Genomic DNA, 22113 nt, shown 5'->3' with positions numbered 1-22113 from the left:
AATGAACTGTGCTGGGGAAAGACTAAGTTGGCAGAGCCAACCAGTTTTTCTCCCAACCACTGCGCCTAGTAAATAAAATTGACCAAATAAATAAGGCTGAGAACTTTTGTCTCAACCTCTTTTTGCTATAAATAGCCATTAAAGTTGCTAAACAAAGAGACAAACTAGGCTTTCTTCTACAGATATTACCTGCTTTAATTGAACAAGACACCCACTGCTTAGTCTCATGTATAAATCCAAACGGGTATATCGCTACTTTATCTAAACCTACTTGCGCTTTCTAGCAATTAAATGAATTGGTGTTCCTTCAAAAATGAAGGCTTCGCGAATTTGATTTTCCAAAAAGCGCAGATAAGAGAAATGCATCAACTCTTCTTCGTTAACAAAGACAACAAAAGTCGGCGGTTTGACCGAAACTTGGGTCGCATAGAAGATTTTTAAGCGTTTCCCCTTATCAGTCGGTGTTGGGTTAATAGCGACCGCATCCATAATGACATCATTAAGCACAGCAGATGGAATCCGTCTATTCTGGCTCTGACTAATGCGTTTAATCAGCTCAGGTAGCTTATGCAACCGCTGCTTAGTCTCCGCAGATACAAAGACTATTGGAGCATAAGCCAAAAATTGGAAGTTCTTTCTGATATCCATTTCCCACTGACTTACGGTGTGATTATCTTTCTCAATGGCATCCCATTTATTGACCACAATAATAATCCCTTTGCCAGCCTCGTGAGCAAAACCAGCAATTCGCTTGTCGTACTCTCGAATACCTTCTTCGGCGTTGATAACAACCAGTACAACATCTGAGCGGTCAATAGCCCGCATCGAGCGCATTACTGAGTACTTCTCAGTGTTTTCGTAGACTTTGCCAGATTTACGCATACCAGCAGTGTCGATCATAGTATACTCTTGACCTTCACTGTCTTTAAAGTTAGTATCTATGGCATCACGGGTCGTTCCAGCAAGGGGGCTAGCAATCACGCGCTCCTCACCCAATATGGCATTGATGAGGCTGGATTTGCCAACATTAGGACGTCCAATTAAACTGAACCTGATAATGTTAGGATCATCATCTTCTTTCTCAGCGGGAAGTTTTTCTACAATAGCATCTAAAATATCCCCCGTGCCGATGCCGTGAACTGAAGAAAGAGGATAGGGATCTCCCAACCCTAAGGTATAAAAATCATAAATATCGTTGCGCATTTCTGGGTTGTCTACCTTATTGACAGCCAGAATAACAGGCTTATGTGTCCGATAGAGAATCTTAGCAACATATTCATCAGCGTCTGTCACGCCTTCCTTGCCTGAGACAACAAAGACAATAACATCACTTTCCGTCATGGCAATATCAGCCTGATGTTTAATCTGCTCCATAAAGGGGGCATCAACATCATCAATCCCCCCCGTGTCAATAATGCTGAACTGACGATTCAGCCACTCAGCCTTAGTATAAATCCGATCCCGAGTAACCCCTTCAACATCCTCAACAATTGAAATGCGCTCACCCGCAATCCGATTAAAAAGAGTTGATTTCCCGACATTGGGACGTCCTACAATAGCCACAGTTGGTAAGGCCATTCCTTAAGTTCCTTTCTATACTCACTGCTTTCCCTGCAGTTCTATCTGCGATTTTCCCCTAGGAGATGAACAGCCTTAGCCAGATAGCGTACACGCTCCAGTACACGCTTAGCCTGCCAAGTTTCATCAGCTCCCTTGATATTACCAAACTTAGCCTCTAAATTAGCTAAGCTGTAATTAGAGGTGAAAAAGGTTGGTAGTTCTTCCAGCATACGGTGCTGTAAAATAACCTGCAAGATCTCATCGCGTACCCAAGATGTTGTCTGCTCTGCTCCAATATCATCTAGAATCAAAACGGGAACCGATTTAACGGCATCGATCTCTTCCTTGACATTGCCACTATTAATAGCATTTTTTATATCAATAACAAAGCTAGGGTAATGAAGCATCGTTGTCTCAACAGACTTTTTTTCAGACAATTCATGCGCCATGGCCGCCAGCATAAAGGACTTACCGATTCCCATATCCCCGTACAGATAGAGGCCTTTTTGACCAGGAGCCGGATAACTGTCTACAAAGCTAACCAAATATTTAAAGACATCCGCACGAGAGCCAGTAAGATCGACATCCTCAAAAGTAATATGTTTATAAGATCTCGGTAAACTAACTACATGAATACGATCAGCAATGGCCTTTTGCGCCTGCGCTTGCTTGAGGGCCTGTGTTTCTTTATAAGAGACATCTGCGTAACCCTCATTCATCACAAGAATAGGCTCATACCCCTTAGCTCTATACCTATCATCGGCTGTCTGATACTTGCGACGTTCACCTAAAAACTGATTAAATTTGGGCAGGCTCCGTTTGATCTCATCAGATGTCAACTGATGTTCTTGAATAAAATCTGCGATTGCTTGATCAGCCATAATCTGGTTAGTCAGAGCTTCTAGATCAACACGCTCATGAGCAGTCTTTTTTGCCAAGGTCTCCCCTATACTTTCCATCTACTCACCACCCTTTCCAAGTTTCGCTAACATTTGACGTTTCATCTCATCAAGCTTCTGCTGTTCCTCAGGTGTCGTCTGCTCTTTGTAATTTGGATTACTCCAGTCGGGCACACTGGAAACAGTTTGCTTGGATTTTTGATTTCTTGTTCGACCGTGCTGACGCAGGGCTTCAAAAGCAGCTTCAGCTGTCGTAGCCTTTTGTGATGACACGACATTTGCCAGACTCATCATAGCATTTCTAGCCAAAGTAGCAGAACTGTGTCGTTTAAAATAATAGACTATCATGACATTAATAACTTCATCAAGAAAGTCCATCTCAACCAAGTCTGACAAAATCTTCTTTTCCTTATCAGTCGTTGTTACAGCACCCAAGCCAACTTTAATCTTGGCTAAAAAATTCTCAGGTACTGAGGATTTAGCCTCTCTGATGATAATTTCCTCTTCGCGGCTGAGTTCAGTGGCTTTGTTGGACTTAGGCTGATGGAGTTTGGCTGCGATGCGCTTAGGTAAAATCTTATGGTGACTGGCAGTCTCCTTCGCCAACTGATAAACATCAAACCAAGTAAGGCTGAATTTTTCAGCAAGATTATTCAGTGCGATAACATCCTCTTTTTCCTTACTAAAATGCAGACCATCAATAGTCATTCTTTGTTTAAAACTATCCAAGTCAAAATAGGTTTTGGATCTCATAGGCTGCACATCAATCTCACCCGTATCTGAAAAAACCTCTGAAAATTTTTTGGAAAGGTTGCGTACCCGATCTAGATCGGATTTTTCCAAATCTGCCACAGCAACATCACCAATATGTCTCTCCAGCAAACGCCTATAAACAGCATGAGAGAGGAAATGTTCTGGTGTCAAAGGCTCCCTAAGTTCGATAATATATTTATCCAAATCCTGATAAAATGCCACCAGATCCATCCCAGTCAGAACAGCAAGAGAATTTTCAAAACGCGGCAGATCAAAGAGTGTGTGATTTAAAATTTCAGCAATCTTATGCAACTGTTGACCGTTATCATAAAAGCTAGTCAGATACTGATAAACCACCACAGCATCACTGCCTATAATCGGTAAATAGAGCCGAATCAGATTAGTCATATCTCTGCTGACCTGATTATTTTTCACAAAAGAAAAATTATCAATCGGTTTCATCTTGTTCCTTATTTTTCTTGTTTTTACTATGGACACGATTGGTTATCTGCTGCAAGAGATCCTCAATTTCATCCACATCCTTAAAACTGCGGTAGACACTGGCAAAGCGGACGTAGGTGATCTCATCTAAGTCCGCTAGTTCATCCATTACGAGATTGCCGATGACTTCGCTGGTAACTTCGCTGTCGTATTCTCCACGAATCTTTTGTTCAATACGGCTGATTACACTTTCAATATCACTACTGGAGACAGGCCTCTTTTGAGCACTCTGGATAATGCCATTGAGAATTTTATCACGAGAGAACTGCTCCCGCGTACCATCCTTCTTAACAACCAAGAGGGGGACTTCTTCGATGCGCTCAAAGGTTGTAAAACGCGCGCCACAGTTATCACATTCACGGCGGCGACGAATGGTATTGCCATCTTCAGCCTGACGGCTGTCAATAACGCTGGATTTATTACGATTACATCTTGGACAACGCATGCAAACACCCCAATTCTATCATTTTTTAGTAATACCTTATTTTATCATATTTTTAGGTATAAAAAAAGGATTGACCCTCCCTGTCAAATCCAGTCATCTCTTATCTATTGCCACTCTATCTCATCAGACTATTGCCCAATTAACTACGGATTACATACCCCATCCCTCGCACTGTCTGGATGTATGAGTCATTGCCAGGAATATCAATTTTACCGCGAAGGTAACGAATATAGACATCAACGACATTGGTTTCAACCGCGCCGTTACTGTAGCTCCAAACATAGTCCAGCAGTTCTTCACGTGTCATTACTGTATTGATATGCCTAAGCAGGGTCGATAATAAGGCAAATTCACGATTGGTCAAAGCAATACTCTCCCCCTTACGTATCACTGACCGATTGGCTTCATCTAATATCAGATCATGGTAAGGAGCCTTTTGGCGATAAATCCTTGTTTTTCCGCGAGCAAAGGCTTCTTCTGCCTTTTCCAGTAATTCTTCAACAGCAAAAGGCTTAATCATATACTCATCCGCTAGTTCATCAGTCTTTGATTGGATGCTGGCAATTGCTTCTCGATCGACCATCATCACAATCGGCATGGACTTCTCTCGTCTAATCTGATGCATCAAATCTAAACCATCCTTATCAGGCAGCTTGAGATCAATAAAAATTAGTTCAAAATCCCTTTCCAGAGCCATCGTCAATCCTGATTTTCCATCTTGACTGACTGTGACTTGATATCCCTTTTCTTGTAACCTTAGAGATACTAAACGTGACAAGCTTTTCTCATCTTCAATAATTAGGATTCGTTTAGCCATACTCCTACCTCCATTCGTTTGTCTATCTCTATTTCCGTAAAACAGTGATAGACTCTCCTCTTTCTTTTTACCTATTCACCTTCTTCAGGTTTACTCCGAATCAAATAAGCCTTCCAAGGCAGCAAAGGGACTCTTAGCTGCTTTCTTTTCGTCCTGCAAAGTCTGATACTGTGATTCCGTCAATACAGACCAATCCTGCCCCGATGGCAGAACATCGCTTTCTCTTTCTTCTGGTGTTAAGACCTTGAGCGGAATGTTGAGCAAAATATTATCAACAACACTCTCTTTGAGATCAATCTGATCATCCTCTAAAATTAAAACCAAATCATCCTCAACTAATTCTTTTTGGACCTCAGCTTCTGCTGCTTCTACAAAGACTTCTGATACAAAAATATTTTGATCCAAATAAACTGGCTCCATCGATCGGCTTGACGGAAGAACCAATTGATAAGTTAAATCATAATTCAGTAAAAAGAGGCCTTCATCATAACCAACTAATCCCTTGGCTTTAACGTCTGTGACATCTATAATTTCTGAATTGCGCTCCAATAGCATAGTCTTGATATCCAGTTTTTGATCAAATCGAAGACCATCCGGATTTTTTTTTAATTCTGCAATGTTAAACATAATTTCTCCCAATCGATGAACATAAACATAGGCCTTTCTTAGAAAGTACGACCTACGTATGATATTAGTAATTTTTCCTAATCAAGTCGTTAAGTTGCCTACTCAAAGAAAATCAATACAAGCTAAAAGCTCTGGAAGGTTCAACTGGCTAATAATAAGAGATGAGACTTATATTGATAAGCCTCAGAACATAACCCAGTGAACACTCAGCTATTCTAGATGGGAAAAATTCCATTTTTTCATCTAAAAGATACAGCGCTTGCCGCGATAAAATACTATTTTGATTTTCAAGGAATATCACTCTCACAAAATTGATTGCTCTTAATATAGCAGAAATAGTTTGCAATTTCTTTACAAGAAAACAAAAATCGCCCAACGAGAGCGATAGTTTTGTCATATTTAAGTTAAGCTGCCTCTAGGCGGGCAATCCGCTCTTCAATTGGCGGATGGGTGAAAAATAGAGATTTAACCCCGCCTTTTTTCTTAGGATCATTGATATAAAGAGCTGCACTGGCATCATCAACTGGTTGTTGCATAGGCTGGGATCGATCTAATTTTTTGAGCGCACTAATCAGCCCCTGAGGATTTCGCGTCAGCTCTACTGAACTGGCATCAGCCAAATATTCTCGCTGACGAGAAATAGCTAGCTGAACCAAGCTAGCAGCTAAAGGCGCCAAGATCAGGGCTATTAAAGAGAAAGCCAGCATCAGGACGCCGATACTGCCACCACCTTCACTATCGCTAGAGCGACGTCTGCTACCACCACCCCACCACATCATGCGACCACCGATACTGGAAATCAGAGTAATGGCACTGGCTAAAGCTACAGCGATAGTTGAAATACGAATATCGTAATTTCTAATATGGCTGATTTCATGGCCGATAACCCCTTCTAATTCTTCGCGATTCATAGCCGCTAAAATACCGCTAGTTGCAGCAACTGCTGAATTTTCAGGTGAGGACCCAGTCGCAAAAGCATTGAGAGAGGGATCATCAATAACAAAGACTCGAGGCATGGGAACTTGTGCTACCATAGCCATATCTTCTACAATATGATAATAGTCAGGATAGTCTCCAGCTGTAATTTCACGGGCATTGTTCATAGACATGACCACATTAGTTGACTGAAAAATCATTGACATAGCATAGATAGTTCCAATAATGAGGGCAATAATGAGACCTCCAAGCAAACTCCCCAACCAGAGATAGCCGACAGCAGCTCCAATAATAGCCAATAGGCTAAAAAACAAGAGCAGAAGGAGAACTGTGCGCCGCTTGTTTGATGCAATTTGTTGATAGAGCATGAGTGTCTCCTATAAGTCGAAATCAACCTTGGGAACAGCCTTTTCCTCTTCAGCTGTTTCTAAAAATTGAGACGGTTTAAATCCAAAGACACCAGCAACTAAACTACTTGGGAAAGTTTGCAGTTTTGTATTGTAATTGGCTGTTGTTGAGTTATAAAGCTGACGTGAGTAAGAAATTTTATTTTCTGTATTGGTTAGTTCCTCTTGCAGCTTTACAAAACTAGCATTGGCTTTCAAATCAGGATAATTTTCCGCCACCGCAAAGATTCCTGATACCTGTTTGGTCAAAGCATCACTAGCCTGCATCGCTTCTGCTGGATTCTTGGCCTGGGCTACCTGTGCACGCAGTTCAGAAATTTTTGTTAGAGTTTTTTCTTCATAGGCAGTATAGCCTTTGACAGTCTCAATCAAATTAGGGATAAGATCATTACGACGTTTCAGCTGAACATCGATCTGACTCCAAGATTCCTGCGTCTGCATACGTGAACGTACCAAACCATTATAGCTGACTACAATAAAACCAATAACGATTATAATAACAACTGCTAATATTATCCACAGCATAGATCTATCCTCCAAGTTAACAAGGGAAACAGGCAGAAGCCACGCTCATACCAATCTCAGTAAAATTAAAACTTGCCATCCTTTTTGTGTTACCCTTTTATTATAGCAGAAACCTTAGTAAAAAACAGCTCTTTCAATCGCTATCTTTTAAAAGAAAAAGAGAAGGAATGCCTTTGAGTGTGAGTTTTTAAACCGATAAGCTGTCTAAGTGAATTAAATGATAAAAAAAACAAAAAGACTCAGCATGAGATAAATCAATACTGAATCTTTTAAAATTTTTTGACACTCATCAAATTATAGTTTCCTTTTTCTAACTAAGAAAGCAGCTAAAGTCAGGAAGAGATAGCCAACTACATGATATACCATACTGTCAGAAAAACCTGTTTTAGGTAGTGATGTTGGGTCTTCCTGAGCTTTCTTACTAGTCTTAGCCAGTGATTCTGCAGTTGCCTGAACATAGACAGGCTTTGCAGTCACTCTACCTTGGACAAAAGATTTAGTAGTTAGAATGTAAATATTCTGATTGTCAAATTGATTTGCATAGGGAGCAGCTGACGATATAAGTGAACTAGATACGTCAGAATCCATGTAAGTATAGCGATACTCCCCAAAGCCTTCAGAAGCAGACGGTCCTATATAGGAAATCTCAGCATGGTCAGCTAGGTATTTTTGAGCATTTTCAGATGATAAAAAGCGAATATCTAAGCCCTTGATACTACTTGTAAAGGACCAATTGCCATCGGCTGAAGGGTTGATGGTTTTTTCAGATATTATATAGTCAATGATGGCCTGCCGGTTTTCCAGATTGAGCAGCCGTTTTTCAGCAGCATCTCTGACACCAGGGAAATTACCTGTTGCCCGATAGTTGTTGCTGATGACGATAAAAGTTTGATTGGGGTCAATTGGCTGTCCCTGATATTTAAGTTCGCGAACGCGACTGGCAGTCGGATTAACCAATTTTCCTTCGTAGTCATACTTGTTGGGCTGCGTGATATCAAATTTGTAAGTCAGACCATCAATCACATCAAAGTTATAAGAACGATAGTTACTGTTAATCAGCTGCTGAGGTTTGCTGTTGTTTGGATCGATCTGGTTAAATTGTCCAGCAGACATTTCCAGCCATTCCTTGATTTGAGCACCTGTAAGTTTAATGATAGCAGTGACATTGTCATAGAGATAAAGATCAGCAACATTTTTAATAGCCAATGCTCCGGCAGGAATGTCTGTGTAGTAAGTGGCATCGCCGCGCGTACCCGCTTTAAACGGTGCGGCAGCAGAAAGAATTGGCAAATTAGCATCAGCTGTACCAGCCAATTGTTTTTTACCATACCAGAGTTGGGCATTGTTTACAATTTGAATAGACGGATCATCCAGCACTTGAGCAAAGTAACTGTTAATCGGTGCTGTTGTTTGGCCAACCTTTTGGCGAACATAATCTATCGTACCTTGATGCTCTTCTTTAACCATATCAATCAGCTCTTGGGCAGCCACAGGAGAAGTCGTATCAATTTTACGGAGTTTAGACTTGCTGTTGGTTACCTGCCACTTACCCTCTTTGTAGGTCAAAGTCAAATCCATAATACCAAGATGATCACCAAACTTTCCAGCCATAACAACCGGCTTGCCGTTGATGAGACCGTTGATATCATCGACACCTTTGTATTTGGCGTAAAAGCTTGTACCGTCACCATTAGGAAAATCAGCATGTGAATGTCCCGTAGCCACAGCATCAACCCCATCAATGCCAGCTAGGAAATAGCCCTCATTTTCTTCGCCGACTTCATAGTTATCATCACCGATACCCGAATGAGCTAGAACCAAAACGATGTCAGCACCAGCTTCTTTCATGCTTGGAACGATGGCTTTGACTGCTTCAACAGGATCATCAACGATAACCTTGCCTTCAAGATTGGCCTTATCCCAAACTAGAATTTGTCTTGGCAGAACGCCTGTAATGCCGACCTTGACAGTTGTTTGTCTGCCATTTGTATCAGTGAAAACTTTGTTGAGAATGATATAAGGCTGATAATAGTGCTGGCCTGTATGAGCATCGCGGACATTGGCATTGACGATAGGGACATCTGATGTATTAACCATACGGTTGAGAAAATCAAGTCCGTAATTAAATTCATGATTGCCCAAAGTTTCAGCGTCATAGCCTAATTTTTCAAAGGCCTTGTACATGGGGTGGGTTTGGCCTTCTTTTACAGGATTAATAAGAGCTTTGTAGGTGCCAAATGGGGTTCCTTGAATCGTATCTCCGCTGTCAACAAGGACAATGTTGCTATTTTCCTTGCGCGCTTTTTCAATAAGCACAGCAGTTTTAGCAAGCCCGACAGTTTGGGAAGCCTTGTCTTGATAATAGTCGTAGTTGACTAGGTTGGTATGGAGATCAGTTGTTGAGAGAATACGCATGTCAACCGTTTGTCCTTCAACAGGCTCTGGTGTTTTCACAGTCTCTTTAGTTTGAGATGCTGCTGTAACTGGAGGAGCCATTTTAAACCCTGCAGTATCTGCTTCACCTGTTAGCGTTTCCGAGCTTTCTCCAGATGAAGGCACGGATTCAACAGATAAAGGTTGAGTGCTTGTTTTGGCTTGTGCAGAAGTTGGCACAGCCGACTCGGCAGCCTGATTAGGAACCCCTCGACCGTCTTCCTCAGCTATATTGCTACTTGCTGTTGAAGCTACCGCACCACTATTAGCCGAAGGTAATTCATCTGCTTGAACAAGAAGGCCAGTACCACTGGCTGCCACAAAAAGAGATAGTGCTAGCGCACTTTTTAAGAAATGATGTTTAGACATTGTGATCTCCTTTGAAAATAAAAGTAAAGATACACCTCTATTATACAAAAAGAAAGCCTTTTCAGTAAGGAGAAATTAAAAGGGAGTGGACAAAATTCAAAAATTAGAAGGAATTGATTGCCGGCAACTCTCTTATTTTCAGGTATTCGATCTGCTGGAATGGTCTGAACCCCAAAATATCAGCCCATCCTTTTGTTTTTAGAGAGCCATTGCACCTCGAGCTATCGGATCCCACACAGTTAGATGGATCGTATTTTTCGTTTTGTCCTTGTGATAAAAACGTACCTCAACCGTGCGGGGGGATCGTTAAAGATCATTGATAAGAGCAGTGGAGCTAGTCTCATTAGCAACCTTTGTTTTAAGAGTTTATCCAAAAAACATAAGGACTGAACCAGTTTTTGTCCAGACTTTCAAAAGCATTGAAAAAAAGAAAATTTCTCCACCAATAATTCCTTATTTTTACCTATAATCTAAAACATGGTAGAATAGAGCTATTAAAATGGATAAAAGAAGGAAACTGATGACACCTCAAGAATTTTACGAGCAGCTGGCTGCAGCCGGCTTTCCCCTGACAGAACAGCAAAAACAGCAATTTGCGACCTACTTTGAACTCTTGATTGACTGGAATAACAAGATTAACCTAACAGCTATCACTGAAAAAAACGAGGTTTATCTAAAACACTTTTACGATTCCTTGGCTCCTGTTTTGCAAGGCATGGTCACTAATCGTCCCATACGACTTTTAGACATTGGAGCCGGCGCCGGCTTTCCCAGCCTGCCCATGAAAATTATCTGTCCAGAACTTCAGGTGACTATCATCGATTCCCTCAATAAGCGTATTAATTTTCTTGAGACCCTTGCTCAAAAACTCAACATAACTGGTGTTCATTTTTACCATGGAAGGGCTGAAGACTTTGGACAAGATAAGGCCTTCCGAGCACAGTTTGATCTAGTAACTGCCAGAGCTGTTGCCCGTTTGCAAATATTGACAGAGCTGACTGTCCCCTTTCTCAAGGTCAACGGTCATCTCATAGCTCTTAAAGCTGCTGCTGCTGACGAAGAACTCTTACAAGCCAAGCAAGCATTGATACTGCTCTTTGCTAAAGTTACTGATACCCAAACCTACCATCTGCCCAATGGAGATCCGCGAACCATTACTATTATCGAAAAGAAAAAGGAAACTCCAAATAAATACCCTCGCAGGGCAGGCCTTCCAAATAAGAAACCGCTATAAAACAAATCTCATCAATCATGTTTAAACTTTTTAAAAATTTCTCAGTTGCTCAGCGCATTAGCCTAAGCTTCATTTCCACTATTGTGATTGGAAGTCTAATCCTATCCCTGCCCGTCATGCAATACAGCTCTGCTCAAAACACAAGCTATCTTGATCATCTTTTTAATACTGTCTCTATGGTCTGTGTTACCGGTTTATCTGTCTTCCCCATGGGAGAAGTCTACAATGGTATAGGTCAAGTCGTTGCTATGTGCCTAATGCAAATTGGTGGACTTGGGCTTGTCAGTCTGATCGCTTTCAGTTATTACAGTATCAATCGTCACATGTCGCTTAAACAACAGGAATTGCTTCAGTCTTCTATTGGCAATAATTCTAGCGCCGACCTTAAACGCTACCTTTTTCGCATTTATAAGATAACACTGACTATAGAAAGTCTGACCGCTCTTATTTTAATGACAGACTTTATTCCTCGTTTTGGCTGGTTACACGGCATTTTCAACAGCCTCTTTCTTGCTGTGTCAGCTTTTTGCAATGCAGGCTTTGACAATCTTGGCGCAAACAGCCTACTTCATTATCAGCTCAACTGGACTGTCAACCTAGCCACTGCTTTCGCTATCATATCAGGTGGCCTAGGTTTTCGTAACTGGATGGCTATTGTCGACATGATAAAATCATGGTTGAGCGAACGTCCTCGTCAGTTTCGTTTGGCAAGGCGAAGGCTCTCTGTTCAGACTCGACTGGTCTTAGTCACAACTTCTACCATTCTCATTCTAGGAACTGTATTGGCCTGGCTCCTAGAACTAAACAACCCCGCCACTATCGGCAACCTTAGCTTCTACCAGCAAGGTCTCGTTAGCTTCTTTCAGACGGTCACTATGAGAACTGCAGGTTTTGCAACAATTGATTACACACAGGCCGGCAATTCCATCAACTTTATCTTCATGCTTCAAATGCTTATTGGAGGGGCACCAGGCGGGACTGCTGGAGGCCTGAAACTCATTGTCACTGCTATTACCTTCCTGATTTTCAGAGCTGAGCTGTCAGGACAAACTCAAGTCAGTGTCTACAATCGAACCCTTCCTATCCAGCTATTAAAGCAAACACTGACGATCTTAGTCTTTTTCTTTGTCATTCTAATGATAGGTTATGTTAGCCTGTTGGAGCTTGAACCTCATATATCCCCTTTCAAGCTTTTATTTGAGTCCTGCAGCGCTCTAGCAACTGTCGGTGTTTCTATGGACGTGACAAGCCACTTATCTACGGGGGGACGCTGGGTTATCATGGCACTGATGTTTTTTGGACGTGTCGGGCCAATAACAGTGCTCCTGAGCTTGCGACAAAAAAATAAACAAACCATTAACTACGCCCAGACGGATCTAACTTTGGGCTAATGAAAGGAATATTATGTCAGAAAAAATTGTTGGTATTCTGGGACTCGGTATTTTCGGAACTACCCTTGCCGAAGAACTCGCAAGGTTCGGTGAGGAGGTCATTGCCATCGACAATAATCCCGACCACATTCAAGCCATTGCTAATAAGGTCAACAAAGCCATTCTAGGAGATATTACCAATATTGATACCCTGCGGGACGCTGGTATTGACCAATGCCAACAAGTTGTCATTGCTACGGGTAATAGCCTAGATTCTTCTGTCTTAGCGCTGATGAATTGTAAGAAACTGGGTGTCCCTTTTATTGCTGCCAAGGCTCGTAATACGACCTTTGAAGAAGTACTTTATGAAATGGGGGCTAGTCGTGTTATCTCACCCGAACGAGAATCTGGCCGTACCCTAGCCTCCACCATACTGCGCCATCGTATCCAAAATATCTTTCATTTGGAAGAAGGCATTGCTATCATAGAATTCCAACTCCCTGAAAGCTGGCGCAACAAAGAACTTTCTAAACTTAACTTGCGCAGTAAGTATGATATCAATGTCATCGGCTATCGCCCAAAAAAGAATGAGACATTAAAAACCAATCTCCTAGCCGATACCATCTTTCCTGAAGATTCCTCCATTGTCGCTGTAGCTGGTTCCGATACCTTTGAAAAATACGACTATCTGAATGCTCTCAAATAGCCTTCGATACTCACCCGCTCGCATAGGGGCATGTATCACATCAAGGAGCATGAAACAGGCTGAAAATTAACATAATAAGGCTCTATAATTTCTGTAGTGGGCAGAATCCTCACTAGAAACTATAGAGCCTTTTGGCTATCAAATATTTCTTAGAGCTTACCAAAAATCAGCAAATCCGCTGTCAGAAAACACTAGGAAAAGCCCCCTAAGTACTAAAAAGTAAACCCGATATATCATTCTAACTTACCATTTTTGACTGTAAAAGGTTACTGCCAAGGATTATAAAAGCGGCCATCATTAGCAAAGATAAGTAGAAAACTGATCAATAATAGAATAATGGCCAAAAGCAAGGTCCACCAGTCTCCGACTGTCATTTTTTGAGCGCGGTACCAAGTCCGCTTCTTATATTTTCCAAATCGGCGCAGCTCCATCGCAGTTGCTATAGTATCAATACGCTCCAAAGAACCCAAAATTAGGGGGATAACAATTTGCAAATTCCCCTTAATACGACCGATAAGGCTTGCTTTCTGGGACAATTCCAAACCACGCGCCTCCTGTGACAATTTGATCATACCAAACTCTTCCTGAACATCAGGAATATAGCGCAGTGTCAAGCTCACTGAATAGGCAATTTTATAGGGAACTCCAATACGATTTAAGCTGGCTGCAAATTGACTGGGATGAGTTGTCATCAAGAAAAGAATAGCTAGAGGTACCGTACAAAAATATTTCAAAATCAAGTTTAAAAGATAAAATAGTTCTTGACTCGTTAGATAAAAGCGCCCCCAGCCAGCCAGTAATATTGTCTTACTCCCATAGAGCTCCTCACCATAAGAAGGGGAAAAAAGATAAACCATTACAATATTAAATAAAGCAATGAGCATAACAATAAGCATGACAAAGGAGACTTCCGACCACTTAATTCTAGCCCAGCGAAAAAGAACAAGTGCCCCCAAGCCAACAATAGCAATCAAGCGAGTATCGTAAGTTGTCATACAGGCGATGGACACCAAAACAAAAAATAAGAGTTTCGTACTACCTGACAACCGGTAGAGAAATCCTGTTCCCTCATGATAGCCTATCAATTTATCTGCCATAGTACGCCCCCTTACGCTGCCGATAAAATTGTGTCAACGAACCAGCATCTACCCTCATCATCTGAGCCAGATGAAAAATGCTAGTCTCTTTCAGATTAGCCCGAGCAATCAGTTCCCTATCTGCTAAAACCTCAATGGGAGATCGATCGGCAATAATTCCGCCATCAGCAATAACAAGGCAGCGGTCAGAATAGTCCAGCATCAGCTGCATATCATGTGTAATCATAACAACCGTACGCCCTGCCTGATTAAGCTCATCAAGAAAGTCCATAATCTCAGTATAATTTTTCATGTCCTGACCAGCCGTAGGTTCGTCTAAAAAAATAATCTCAGGATTAAGGATTAAAATCGAAGCGATCGTCACCCGTTTCTTTTGACCGTAGGATAAAGCCGCAATCGGCCATTTGCGAAATTCATACAGACCGCATATCTGAAGCGTCCTTAAAACAAGTGGTTCAATCTCTTCTTCAGACATATTGCGCAGGCGCAAACCTTTAGCAACTTCATCAAAAATCATAGTTTCGCTAATCATCTGATTAGGGTTTTGCAAAACATAACCTATCCGACTAGCACGCTCTTTAATAGAGTCACCTGAGATATTTTGCCCCTGCCAAATTAAGTCACCATCTGCCGATACAAATTTCGTCAAAGCCTTAGCTAAGGTCGATTTCCCTGCACCATTTTTACCAACAATCGCGATACGTTCTCCCTTATGAAAGGTAAAATTGACATCTTTCAAGATCGGATTCTCAGCTTCATAAGCAAACTGGAGTCCTTTAACCTCAAGCAAGGACGCTTGTGAAGTCGGCCGTACATGTTCCAAAGGGCTGCTGCTGTAAGCTACCCCTGATAAATCAATATCTGAAAGCCTTGACAGACCTTTGACCTGACTGATATCCATTCCCAATTGACGCAAAACGGTAATGTACAGTGGTTCACGAATACCGTTATCTGTTAATAGGGGAGTGGATAGAATCTCATCTGCGGAACCGTCAAAAAGAATACACCCGTCATTAATGAGAATAACCCTATCGACCGGGCGATATAGAACATCTTCCAAACGGTGTTCTATAATGAGACTAGTCGCTCCTGTCTCATTATGAATCTGATCAATCAAATCAATAGTATCTTGTCCCGACTTGGGGTCTAAATTTGCTAGGGGTTCATCAAAAAGCAACACAGGACTCTCATCAACAAGAACTCCCGCCAAGCTGACACGCTGTTTCTGCCCGCCAGATAAATCCTGCGGCCTATGATTGAGCAAATCAACCAAGTCTAATTTCCCAGCCCAGTTATGTACAGTTTGAACCATCTCGCTCTGAGGCATACAATCATTTTCAAGAGCAAAAGCTAGATCTTCCGCTACAGATAAACCGATAAATTGTCCATCTGTGTCTTGCAAAACGGTACTGACTAAATGGGATTTATCATAAATAGAGAGCTCAAAAGCATCTTGACCATCGATAAAGACCTGACCAGAGTGTTCTCCTTTGTAAGTATTTGGAATAATCCCATTAATAACTTGAGCCAAGGTGGACTTCCCTGAGCCTGACGGTCCTACGATTAAGACCTTTTCTCCCTTGTTAATTGATAGCGTAATATTTTTTAGCGTTGGTTCCGTTTGTGCGTCATATTTGAAAGAAAAATTTTCAAACTTAATCAACTGCTTCACCACTAATCTTTAGAAAGACTTCCTGACTGAACGCGTGTACCGGCATAAACCAAAAGTAGAATCGTACCGCCGACGGCGATTGTCAAAGCATTAGCCGTTCCGGCAACTGCTCCTTGTACAAATAGGTAGGACCAAGCCTGTCTGTAAAAGAGCCGATCCCCTAACGGACAAATTAAGCCATAGCCCACATAGACAGAAAAAATTTGAACTAAGTTGAACCAAACAATTTGCTTAAAGCTAAATCTCCCCTTGCTCGCATCGTAAAAACCGCGAAAAAGACCAATACCTAACCCAACTAATCCACTGGCCAGAACCCAAGCCCACGAGATATTGCCGTACTGAATACCATCCTTGAGGGCATGACCAATAAATCCGATAAAGAAACCAGCCACAGGCCCAAAGATGACTGAAAAAAGTGCTTGTACAGCATATTGTAATTGAATGCTGGTATTTCCAAAGATAGGAATATTAACAAACATTCCAATAATAACAAAGAGGGCTGCTCCTATACCAGTAGCGACAACGGTTTTTATAGAATTAGCTTTCATGATTAACTCCTTATGATATATTCCCATATGACAAAATGAACAGAACACATCAGCATCACGTACAGATTTCTTTAACGTGCTACCATATCTGCTGCCTGTTAATGCCTCCTATTCGTACACACCTAACAATTTAGCTCTATCTTAAGCCCTCGGTCCTCAGATCTTTTTGAGTTCGATATGCCACTGCGGTCCAACGCCGACGTTATAAGCCTTAGCAAAGGATCCTTGGTTAATTGCTAGACCAACACGATAGAGTGAATTGATATAGATAATAGGCTGACCAATCCGTACATCCGCAAAAGATTTTCCATAGGTCACCTGATTTTGGTAGACCAGCATGTCATTATTATAAATAGTAACTTCAAATCGATCGTTAAACTGGGGATTAAGTGTATAAAAATCGTCACGCGTGATAGAAGTCCATAAAGATCCAAAACGCACATCTAGAATATCAACTGCACCGCGCACCAAGTCCTCTTCAACAAGGGTCTCAACAACTGGCAGCTCAACAATATCCTCTACTCGCAATTCAGGCCCAACATCCTCAAAGTTAATATGGCCAGAAGCCAATTTTGCACCTGTAAAAGCATAAACATCACGTCCATGGAAAGTGTAGGATAACTCTGTATTTTCACGTCTGTTCTTAATCTCAGAAATCTCCCGTAAAGCTTTAATCCCAATATGCTTTTTGATATAAGAAAGTGTTCCATTATCAGGAGTGACAATATACTGATTTTTCTTTGTTAAAGCAACCACACTTCTTCGATCAGAGCCGACACCAGGATCAACAACAGACACAAAGGTCGTTCCTTCAGGCCAATATTCAACTGTTTGAAAAAGACGGTAACTCGCTTCAAAAATATTATAAGGGGTGATATCGTGAGTCAGGTGATGGACACCTAATCTTGGCTCCTCCTGCAGAGCTACACCCACCATCGCCGAGACGGCACCATCAACTAAACCAAAATCGGATTGTAAGACTAATAAATAATTTGACATACGCCATTCCTTTCCCCTGTTATAAGTTCTTATTATATCATATTCGCAGGCTAGCACCAGATAGTCTTTTACTATAATAAGCTATAACTATTATAAAAGCATAGATAACAAATTGGTCAGCAGACTTAAAAGAGTATACCTTCCTCAAACTTCTTAGTAGCTAAAAGAGTTTGCGACATCTTGTCCCAAACTCCTAAATCATATTACATTACTTTCTTTCTTCCCCATGCTGAAAATTCGGCAACCGCAGTAAAGAGAACATCTGTTGAAGAATTGAGGGCCGTTTCACAAGAGTCTTGGATAACACCTACAATAAAGCCAGCTCCAACAACTTGCATAGCAGTATCATTGTCAATACCAAAGAGACTGCAGGCAACCGGTATCAAAAGCAAAGATCCTCCTGCTACCCCGGAAGCACCACAAGCTGATATAGCAGCAACCAAACTCAAAATAAGAGCTGTGGCAAAATCTACGTGAATCCCCAAAGTCGTTGTTGCAGCTAGAGTTAAAACATTAATGGTAACAGCTGCTCCTGCCATATTAATCGTAGACCCCAGCGGGATAGAAACAGAATAAGTATCGGGATCCAGTCCCAAATCTTCACACAATTTCAGGTTAACAGGAATATTAGCCGCCGAGGAGCGTGTAAAGAAGGCAGTTACCCCCGATTCCCGCAAGCAGCGAAAAACCAAGGGATAGGGATTGCGTCTCATCATAACGAAAGCAATAAACGGATTGATAACCAAAGCTACGAAAGCCATAGTCACAACTAATACTAAGATCAAAATACCGTAACGCGATAAAACACTGATCCCATTTTCAGAGATAGTCGTAAAGACCAACCCCAAGATACCAAAGGGGGCTAGATTAATAATCCAGCGGACAATCTGTGACGTTGTCTCTGCCATCGTATTGAGAAGGTCCTTAGTATTTTCACTAGCTGTCCGCATAGCAAAACCAAAGACAACAGCCCATACCAGTACACCGATATAATTGGCATCTACTAGGGCGTGAATAGGATTATCGACCATCTTTAAGAGCAAAGTATTAAAAACCTCTCCGACTCCCTTAGGTGACTGGGACATACTTGAAGCAGCTTTGCCTGCTGCTTGTGACAGAGTCAGACGAATGGGAAACACATAGTGAGAAATTACCGCAGTCAGGGCTGCTGCAAAAGTCCCGAACAAATAAAGGCCAATAACCGTCGTCATATTTGACTTCTGCCCTTCCCGTGTCTGAGAAAGAGCATTAGCAACCAAGGCGAAAACCAAAAGCGGCGCAATAGCCTTAAGACCACCGACAAATAATTCCCCCAAAAGTCCAATCACCGTAAGCTTAGGTAACAAAACTCCAAGGATTGCTCCCATAAGAACTCCAATAGTTATGCGCTTGAGCAAACTAGTACGATTCCAAACCGAAAAGAGACGTTTCACAATAAATACTCCTTATATTAAGATACAAAGCCGTTAAGCGACTCAAAGGAAAATAGAAAAGTTGACGCAGATGCAGCAGGCATCTAGGAGACTTTATCTTTTTCCACAGAGTCGTAGGCGTGTTCGATTATTAAGATACGGCAGAGGTTTGTTATCTAAGCACTTCGCACTTGATACCAAACGCCAATCACTATGGTGAATTGGCTACCTCCCCCACTAACTTCGTTTGGTTAGTAAAATCGACTAACCAAACGTCGTGTCGCAAAGCCGTTAAGCGACTCAAAGGAAAATAGGAAAGTTGACGCAGATGCAGCAGGCATCTAGGAGACTTTATCTTTTTCCACAGAGTCGTAGGCGTGTTCAATTATTAAGATACAGCAGAGGTTTGTTATCTAAGCACTTCGCACTTGATAACAAACGCCAATCACTAGAGTGAATTGGCTACCTCTCCCACTAACTTCCGTTTGGTTAGTAAAATCGACTAACCAAACGTCGTGTCGCAAAGGGCGTCCGCGGATCAAGGATAAAGCAAAAATAGGAGGTTCGACGAGGACGCTTGCGTCTGGGAAGAAACTATCTTTTTTGCACAATCCGCAGCCCGTGTTCAGTTACTAAGATATTAAGGGGCAGTTCGCTTAGCGAAAATTTCTGACAGGAAAATAGGGGAGCGACGACGTGTGCTTGACGCACAAGAAGCTCCTTCTTTTTCCCGAGGAAATTAGGCCTATGTTCAGTTACTAAGATACTAAGGGGCGGTTCACTTGGCGAAGATTCCCAGCCTCAAAATGTTTATTAATTTTTGACCTCGGGCAATCTTGCACAAGTAAGACCATAAAATCCTTGTCCTCAAAATGATGATTTTAACCCACTCCTAAATTACTAAGACAAGTAAAACTATAATACAAAAGTCAACAATCGTCAACATCACAAAAAAAGACAGAATCAAGACCCCCAGCAAAATGAAGCGCCTTTAATCCTGCCTTACTTTTTACTAACGATGACTAATTTTGTGAGTTAAGAAATCACCTGCAAATTGAATGATAAAAATAATCAGTAATATCAAAACAGTTGCTACGATAGTTACATCTGTTCTTGAATAGGTATAACCCTGAAAGATAGCAAAGTTACCAAGACCACCAGCACCAATAGCACCAGCCATGGCTGTTTCACCAACAATAGAAATTAAGGTTACTGTTGAAATACGAACCAACTCTGGCAAGCCCTCACTGAGGTAAACCTTGACGATATCCCAGAGAGTCGCACCGCTGGCTTGGGAAGCTTCAATAACCCCATAATCCATCTCTGAAAAGACCACTTGAACCTGACGAGCAAAGAAAGGAAAAGTTGCTGCTGATAAAGGCACAAGAGCCGCCGTAGCTCCAATTGTCGAGCCAACAAAAACTTTTGTTACACCGCTTAAAACAGCAACTAAGATGATAAAAGGAATAGCTCGAAACACTGATACCAACTTGTCCAAAACCCAGAACACTGGGCGGTTTTCAATGACTCCTCTAGGTCCAGTCAAAACAAGAAAGAGTCCAGCAATCAAGCCTAGGGAGCCACCGATAACAAAGCCCCAGAAAGTCATGTAAAGGGTGTCCTTAATAGCAGACCACCAGCCCGCATCGCCTCCCCAGCCCAAACTATAAGCATTAGGTAAATAAGTTTCAAAAAACTCGATCATGCCTTACCTCCTTTTAAAATAGAAACCGATACATCTGCCGCTTTAACAGCCTCTAAAGCCAACGATACTTGTTCCCCTGACAAAATAACGACCATCTCTCCAACAGGGGTATTATCTAAAATTTCAATATTGGCATAAAGGATATTAGCCGTCACCTGATACTGCTTATAGATTCTATTAAGCAGGGGCTCATCTGTCGAGGCACCTGCATACCGTAAAAGGACCAAGCGGTCATGTTCAGCCAGATGTTCAACAGCTTCCTGTCGATTTATTTTCACCAAGGCTTCATCAATCCCCGTTGCTGTTTTAATAAAATCTTGAGTCAGGGCTTCCTTGGGGTTGGAAAAGATGTCCAAAACGCTCCCTTCTTCAATAAGAACACCGTTTTGCATGACAGCTACACGGTTGCAAATATCCTTGACAATCTGCATCTCATGCGTAATCATTACAACCGTCAAACCAAGTTTTTTATTCAAATCTTGCAGCAAGGTTAAAATTTGTTTAGTCGTCTTAGGATCCAAAGCAGAAGTGGACTCATCAGAAATCAGAATTTTAGGATCATTGGCAAGAGCACGTGCAATAGCGACTCGCTGTTTCTGACCACCAGATAGTTGCGCAGGATAATTATCAGCTCGGTCCGCAAGACCCACTAACTCTAATAATTCATCAACTTTTTTCCCCTTCGCATCTGATGAAAGGTCTGAATGTCGCAGGGCAAAAGCCACATTTTGTCGCGCTGTTTTCTGCGACATTAGATTAAAATGTTGAAAAATCATACCAATCTCACGACGCTTCTGACGCAGAGCACCGCTGGCTAACTGAACTTGCTGACCCTCAAAAAGACTGTCGCCAGCAACCTTTACAGAACCCGCCGTTGGAACCTGAAGGAGATTGATAGCACGAACTAAGGTCGATTTCCCAGCCCCCGAATAACCAACAATTCCATAAATATCACCCTGATCAATATGAACAGTAACGTCTTTAACAGCCTCTATTCGGCGCTTCTTTTGCTGGAATGTAATATCAATGTGATCCAGCTGAATAATGGGTTCACTCATATAATGTAGTCTCCTTTAATACGGTTAATAATGATAAAGA

The 22113-nt window shown here is 41.7% G+C and carries 19 protein-coding genes; 3 read left to right on the top strand and 16 right to left on the bottom strand.

All coding sequences use genetic code 11. The features are described 5' to 3' along the window. Positions 1 to 267: 267 nt before the first annotated feature. From der to AC4HAO_RS00820, 9 genes are all read right to left on the bottom strand, one after another. Complete coding sequence (gene der / locus AC4HAO_RS00860) at positions 268 to 1578, bottom strand: ribosome biogenesis GTPase Der (RefSeq protein ID WP_491134279.1); 1311 nt, start codon at positions 1576 to 1578, stop codon at positions 268 to 270. Positions 1579 to 1619: 41 nt separating this feature from the next. After that, positions 1620 to 2519 (bottom strand): primosomal protein DnaI, encoded by a 900-nt coding sequence (gene dnaI, locus AC4HAO_RS00855; RefSeq protein WP_447452756.1) that lies wholly within the window; start codon positions 2517 to 2519, stop codon positions 1620 to 1622. Beyond that, positions 2520 to 3674 (bottom strand): replication initiation and membrane attachment family protein, encoded by a 1155-nt coding sequence (locus AC4HAO_RS00850; protein ID WP_491093397.1) that lies wholly within the window; start codon positions 3672 to 3674, stop codon positions 2520 to 2522. After that, positions 3661 to 4158 (bottom strand): transcriptional regulator NrdR, encoded by a 498-nt coding sequence (gene nrdR, locus AC4HAO_RS00845; RefSeq protein WP_447452754.1) that lies wholly within the window; start codon positions 4156 to 4158, stop codon positions 3661 to 3663. The genes AC4HAO_RS00850 and nrdR overlap by 14 nt, the downstream gene beginning before the upstream one ends. A 139-nt stretch (positions 4159 to 4297) precedes the next feature. Beyond that, positions 4298 to 4975, bottom strand: a complete 678-nt coding sequence (locus AC4HAO_RS00840; protein WP_447452753.1) for a response regulator transcription factor — start codon at positions 4973 to 4975, stop codon at positions 4298 to 4300. Between the two features lie 90 nt (positions 4976 to 5065). Then, a complete protein-coding gene (locus AC4HAO_RS00835) occupies positions 5066 to 5602 on the bottom strand; it encodes a YceD family protein (protein WP_491134278.1) in 537 nt (178 codons plus the stop codon). Between the two features lie 404 nt (positions 5603 to 6006). Then, positions 6007 to 6906 (bottom strand): zinc metalloprotease HtpX, encoded by a 900-nt coding sequence (gene htpX / locus AC4HAO_RS00830; RefSeq protein WP_491093399.1) that lies wholly within the window; start codon positions 6904 to 6906, stop codon positions 6007 to 6009. A gap of 9 nt (positions 6907 to 6915) precedes the next feature. Then, positions 6916 to 7470: a LemA family protein gene (locus AC4HAO_RS00825; RefSeq protein ID WP_491134277.1), complete on the bottom strand. Its 555-nt coding sequence runs from the start codon at positions 7468 to 7470 to the stop codon at positions 6916 to 6918. Positions 7471 to 7764: 294 nt separating this feature from the next. After that, complete coding sequence (locus AC4HAO_RS00820) at positions 7765 to 10272, bottom strand: bifunctional 2',3'-cyclic-nucleotide 2'-phosphodiesterase/3'-nucleotidase (protein WP_491134276.1); 2508 nt, start codon at positions 10270 to 10272, stop codon at positions 7765 to 7767. A 520-nt stretch (positions 10273 to 10792) separates the two neighbouring features. Between AC4HAO_RS00820 and rsmG the strand changes: the two genes are divergently transcribed. Genes rsmG through AC4HAO_RS00805 form a run of 3 tightly spaced genes read left to right on the top strand, consistent with a single transcriptional unit; the run spans position 10793 to position 13582 of the window. Continuing rightward, positions 10793 to 11506 (top strand): 16S rRNA (guanine(527)-N(7))-methyltransferase RsmG, encoded by a 714-nt coding sequence (gene rsmG, locus AC4HAO_RS00815; protein ID WP_491093402.1) that lies wholly within the window; start codon positions 10793 to 10795, stop codon positions 11504 to 11506. 17 nt (positions 11507 to 11523) lie between these two features. After that, on the top strand, positions 11524 to 12897 hold the full coding sequence (locus AC4HAO_RS00810; protein ID WP_491134275.1) for a TrkH family potassium uptake protein: 1374 nt from the start codon (positions 11524 to 11526) through the stop codon (positions 12895 to 12897). 13 nt (positions 12898 to 12910) lie between these two features. Further along, a complete protein-coding gene (locus AC4HAO_RS00805) occupies positions 12911 to 13582 on the top strand; it encodes a potassium channel family protein (protein WP_491093404.1) in 672 nt (223 codons plus the stop codon). A 266-nt stretch (positions 13583 to 13848) separates the two neighbouring features. On the opposite strand, the gene AC4HAO_RS00800 is transcribed toward AC4HAO_RS00805, so the two are convergent. The 7 genes from AC4HAO_RS00800 to AC4HAO_RS00770 form a co-directional block, all read right to left on the bottom strand. Continuing rightward, positions 13849 to 14679 (bottom strand): energy-coupling factor transporter transmembrane component T family protein, encoded by an 831-nt coding sequence (locus AC4HAO_RS00800; RefSeq protein ID WP_491093405.1) that lies wholly within the window; start codon positions 14677 to 14679, stop codon positions 13849 to 13851. Further along, positions 14669 to 16351, bottom strand: a complete 1683-nt coding sequence (locus AC4HAO_RS00795; RefSeq protein WP_491134274.1) for an ABC transporter ATP-binding protein — start codon at positions 16349 to 16351, stop codon at positions 14669 to 14671. The genes AC4HAO_RS00800 and AC4HAO_RS00795 overlap by 11 nt, the downstream gene beginning before the upstream one ends. Before the next feature lie 2 nt (positions 16352 to 16353). After that, complete coding sequence (locus tag AC4HAO_RS00790) at positions 16354 to 16899, bottom strand: ECF-type riboflavin transporter substrate-binding protein (protein WP_491134273.1); 546 nt, start codon at positions 16897 to 16899, stop codon at positions 16354 to 16356. A gap of 156 nt (positions 16900 to 17055) precedes the next feature. After that, a complete protein-coding gene (locus AC4HAO_RS00785) occupies positions 17056 to 17898 on the bottom strand; it encodes an SAM hydrolase/SAM-dependent halogenase family protein (protein WP_491093408.1) in 843 nt (280 codons plus the stop codon). Positions 17899 to 18101: 203 nt separating this feature from the next. Continuing rightward, positions 18102 to 19331, bottom strand: a complete 1230-nt coding sequence (gene sstT / locus AC4HAO_RS00780; protein ID WP_491134272.1) for a serine/threonine transporter SstT — start codon at positions 19329 to 19331, stop codon at positions 18102 to 18104. Positions 19332 to 20322: 991 nt separating this feature from the next. After that, positions 20323 to 21015, bottom strand: coding sequence for a methionine ABC transporter permease (locus AC4HAO_RS00775; RefSeq protein ID WP_447453163.1), 693 nt, complete (start codon positions 21013 to 21015; stop codon positions 20323 to 20325). Beyond that, a complete protein-coding gene (locus tag AC4HAO_RS00770) occupies positions 21012 to 22073 on the bottom strand; it encodes a methionine ABC transporter ATP-binding protein (RefSeq protein ID WP_491093410.1) in 1062 nt (353 codons plus the stop codon). The genes AC4HAO_RS00775 and AC4HAO_RS00770 overlap by 4 nt, the downstream gene beginning before the upstream one ends. Positions 22074 to 22113 lie beyond the last annotated feature (40 nt).

This window comes from Streptococcus sp. ELY_137 (assembly GCF_058314515.1).
This window is presented reverse-complemented; position numbering and strand designations above follow the sequence as displayed.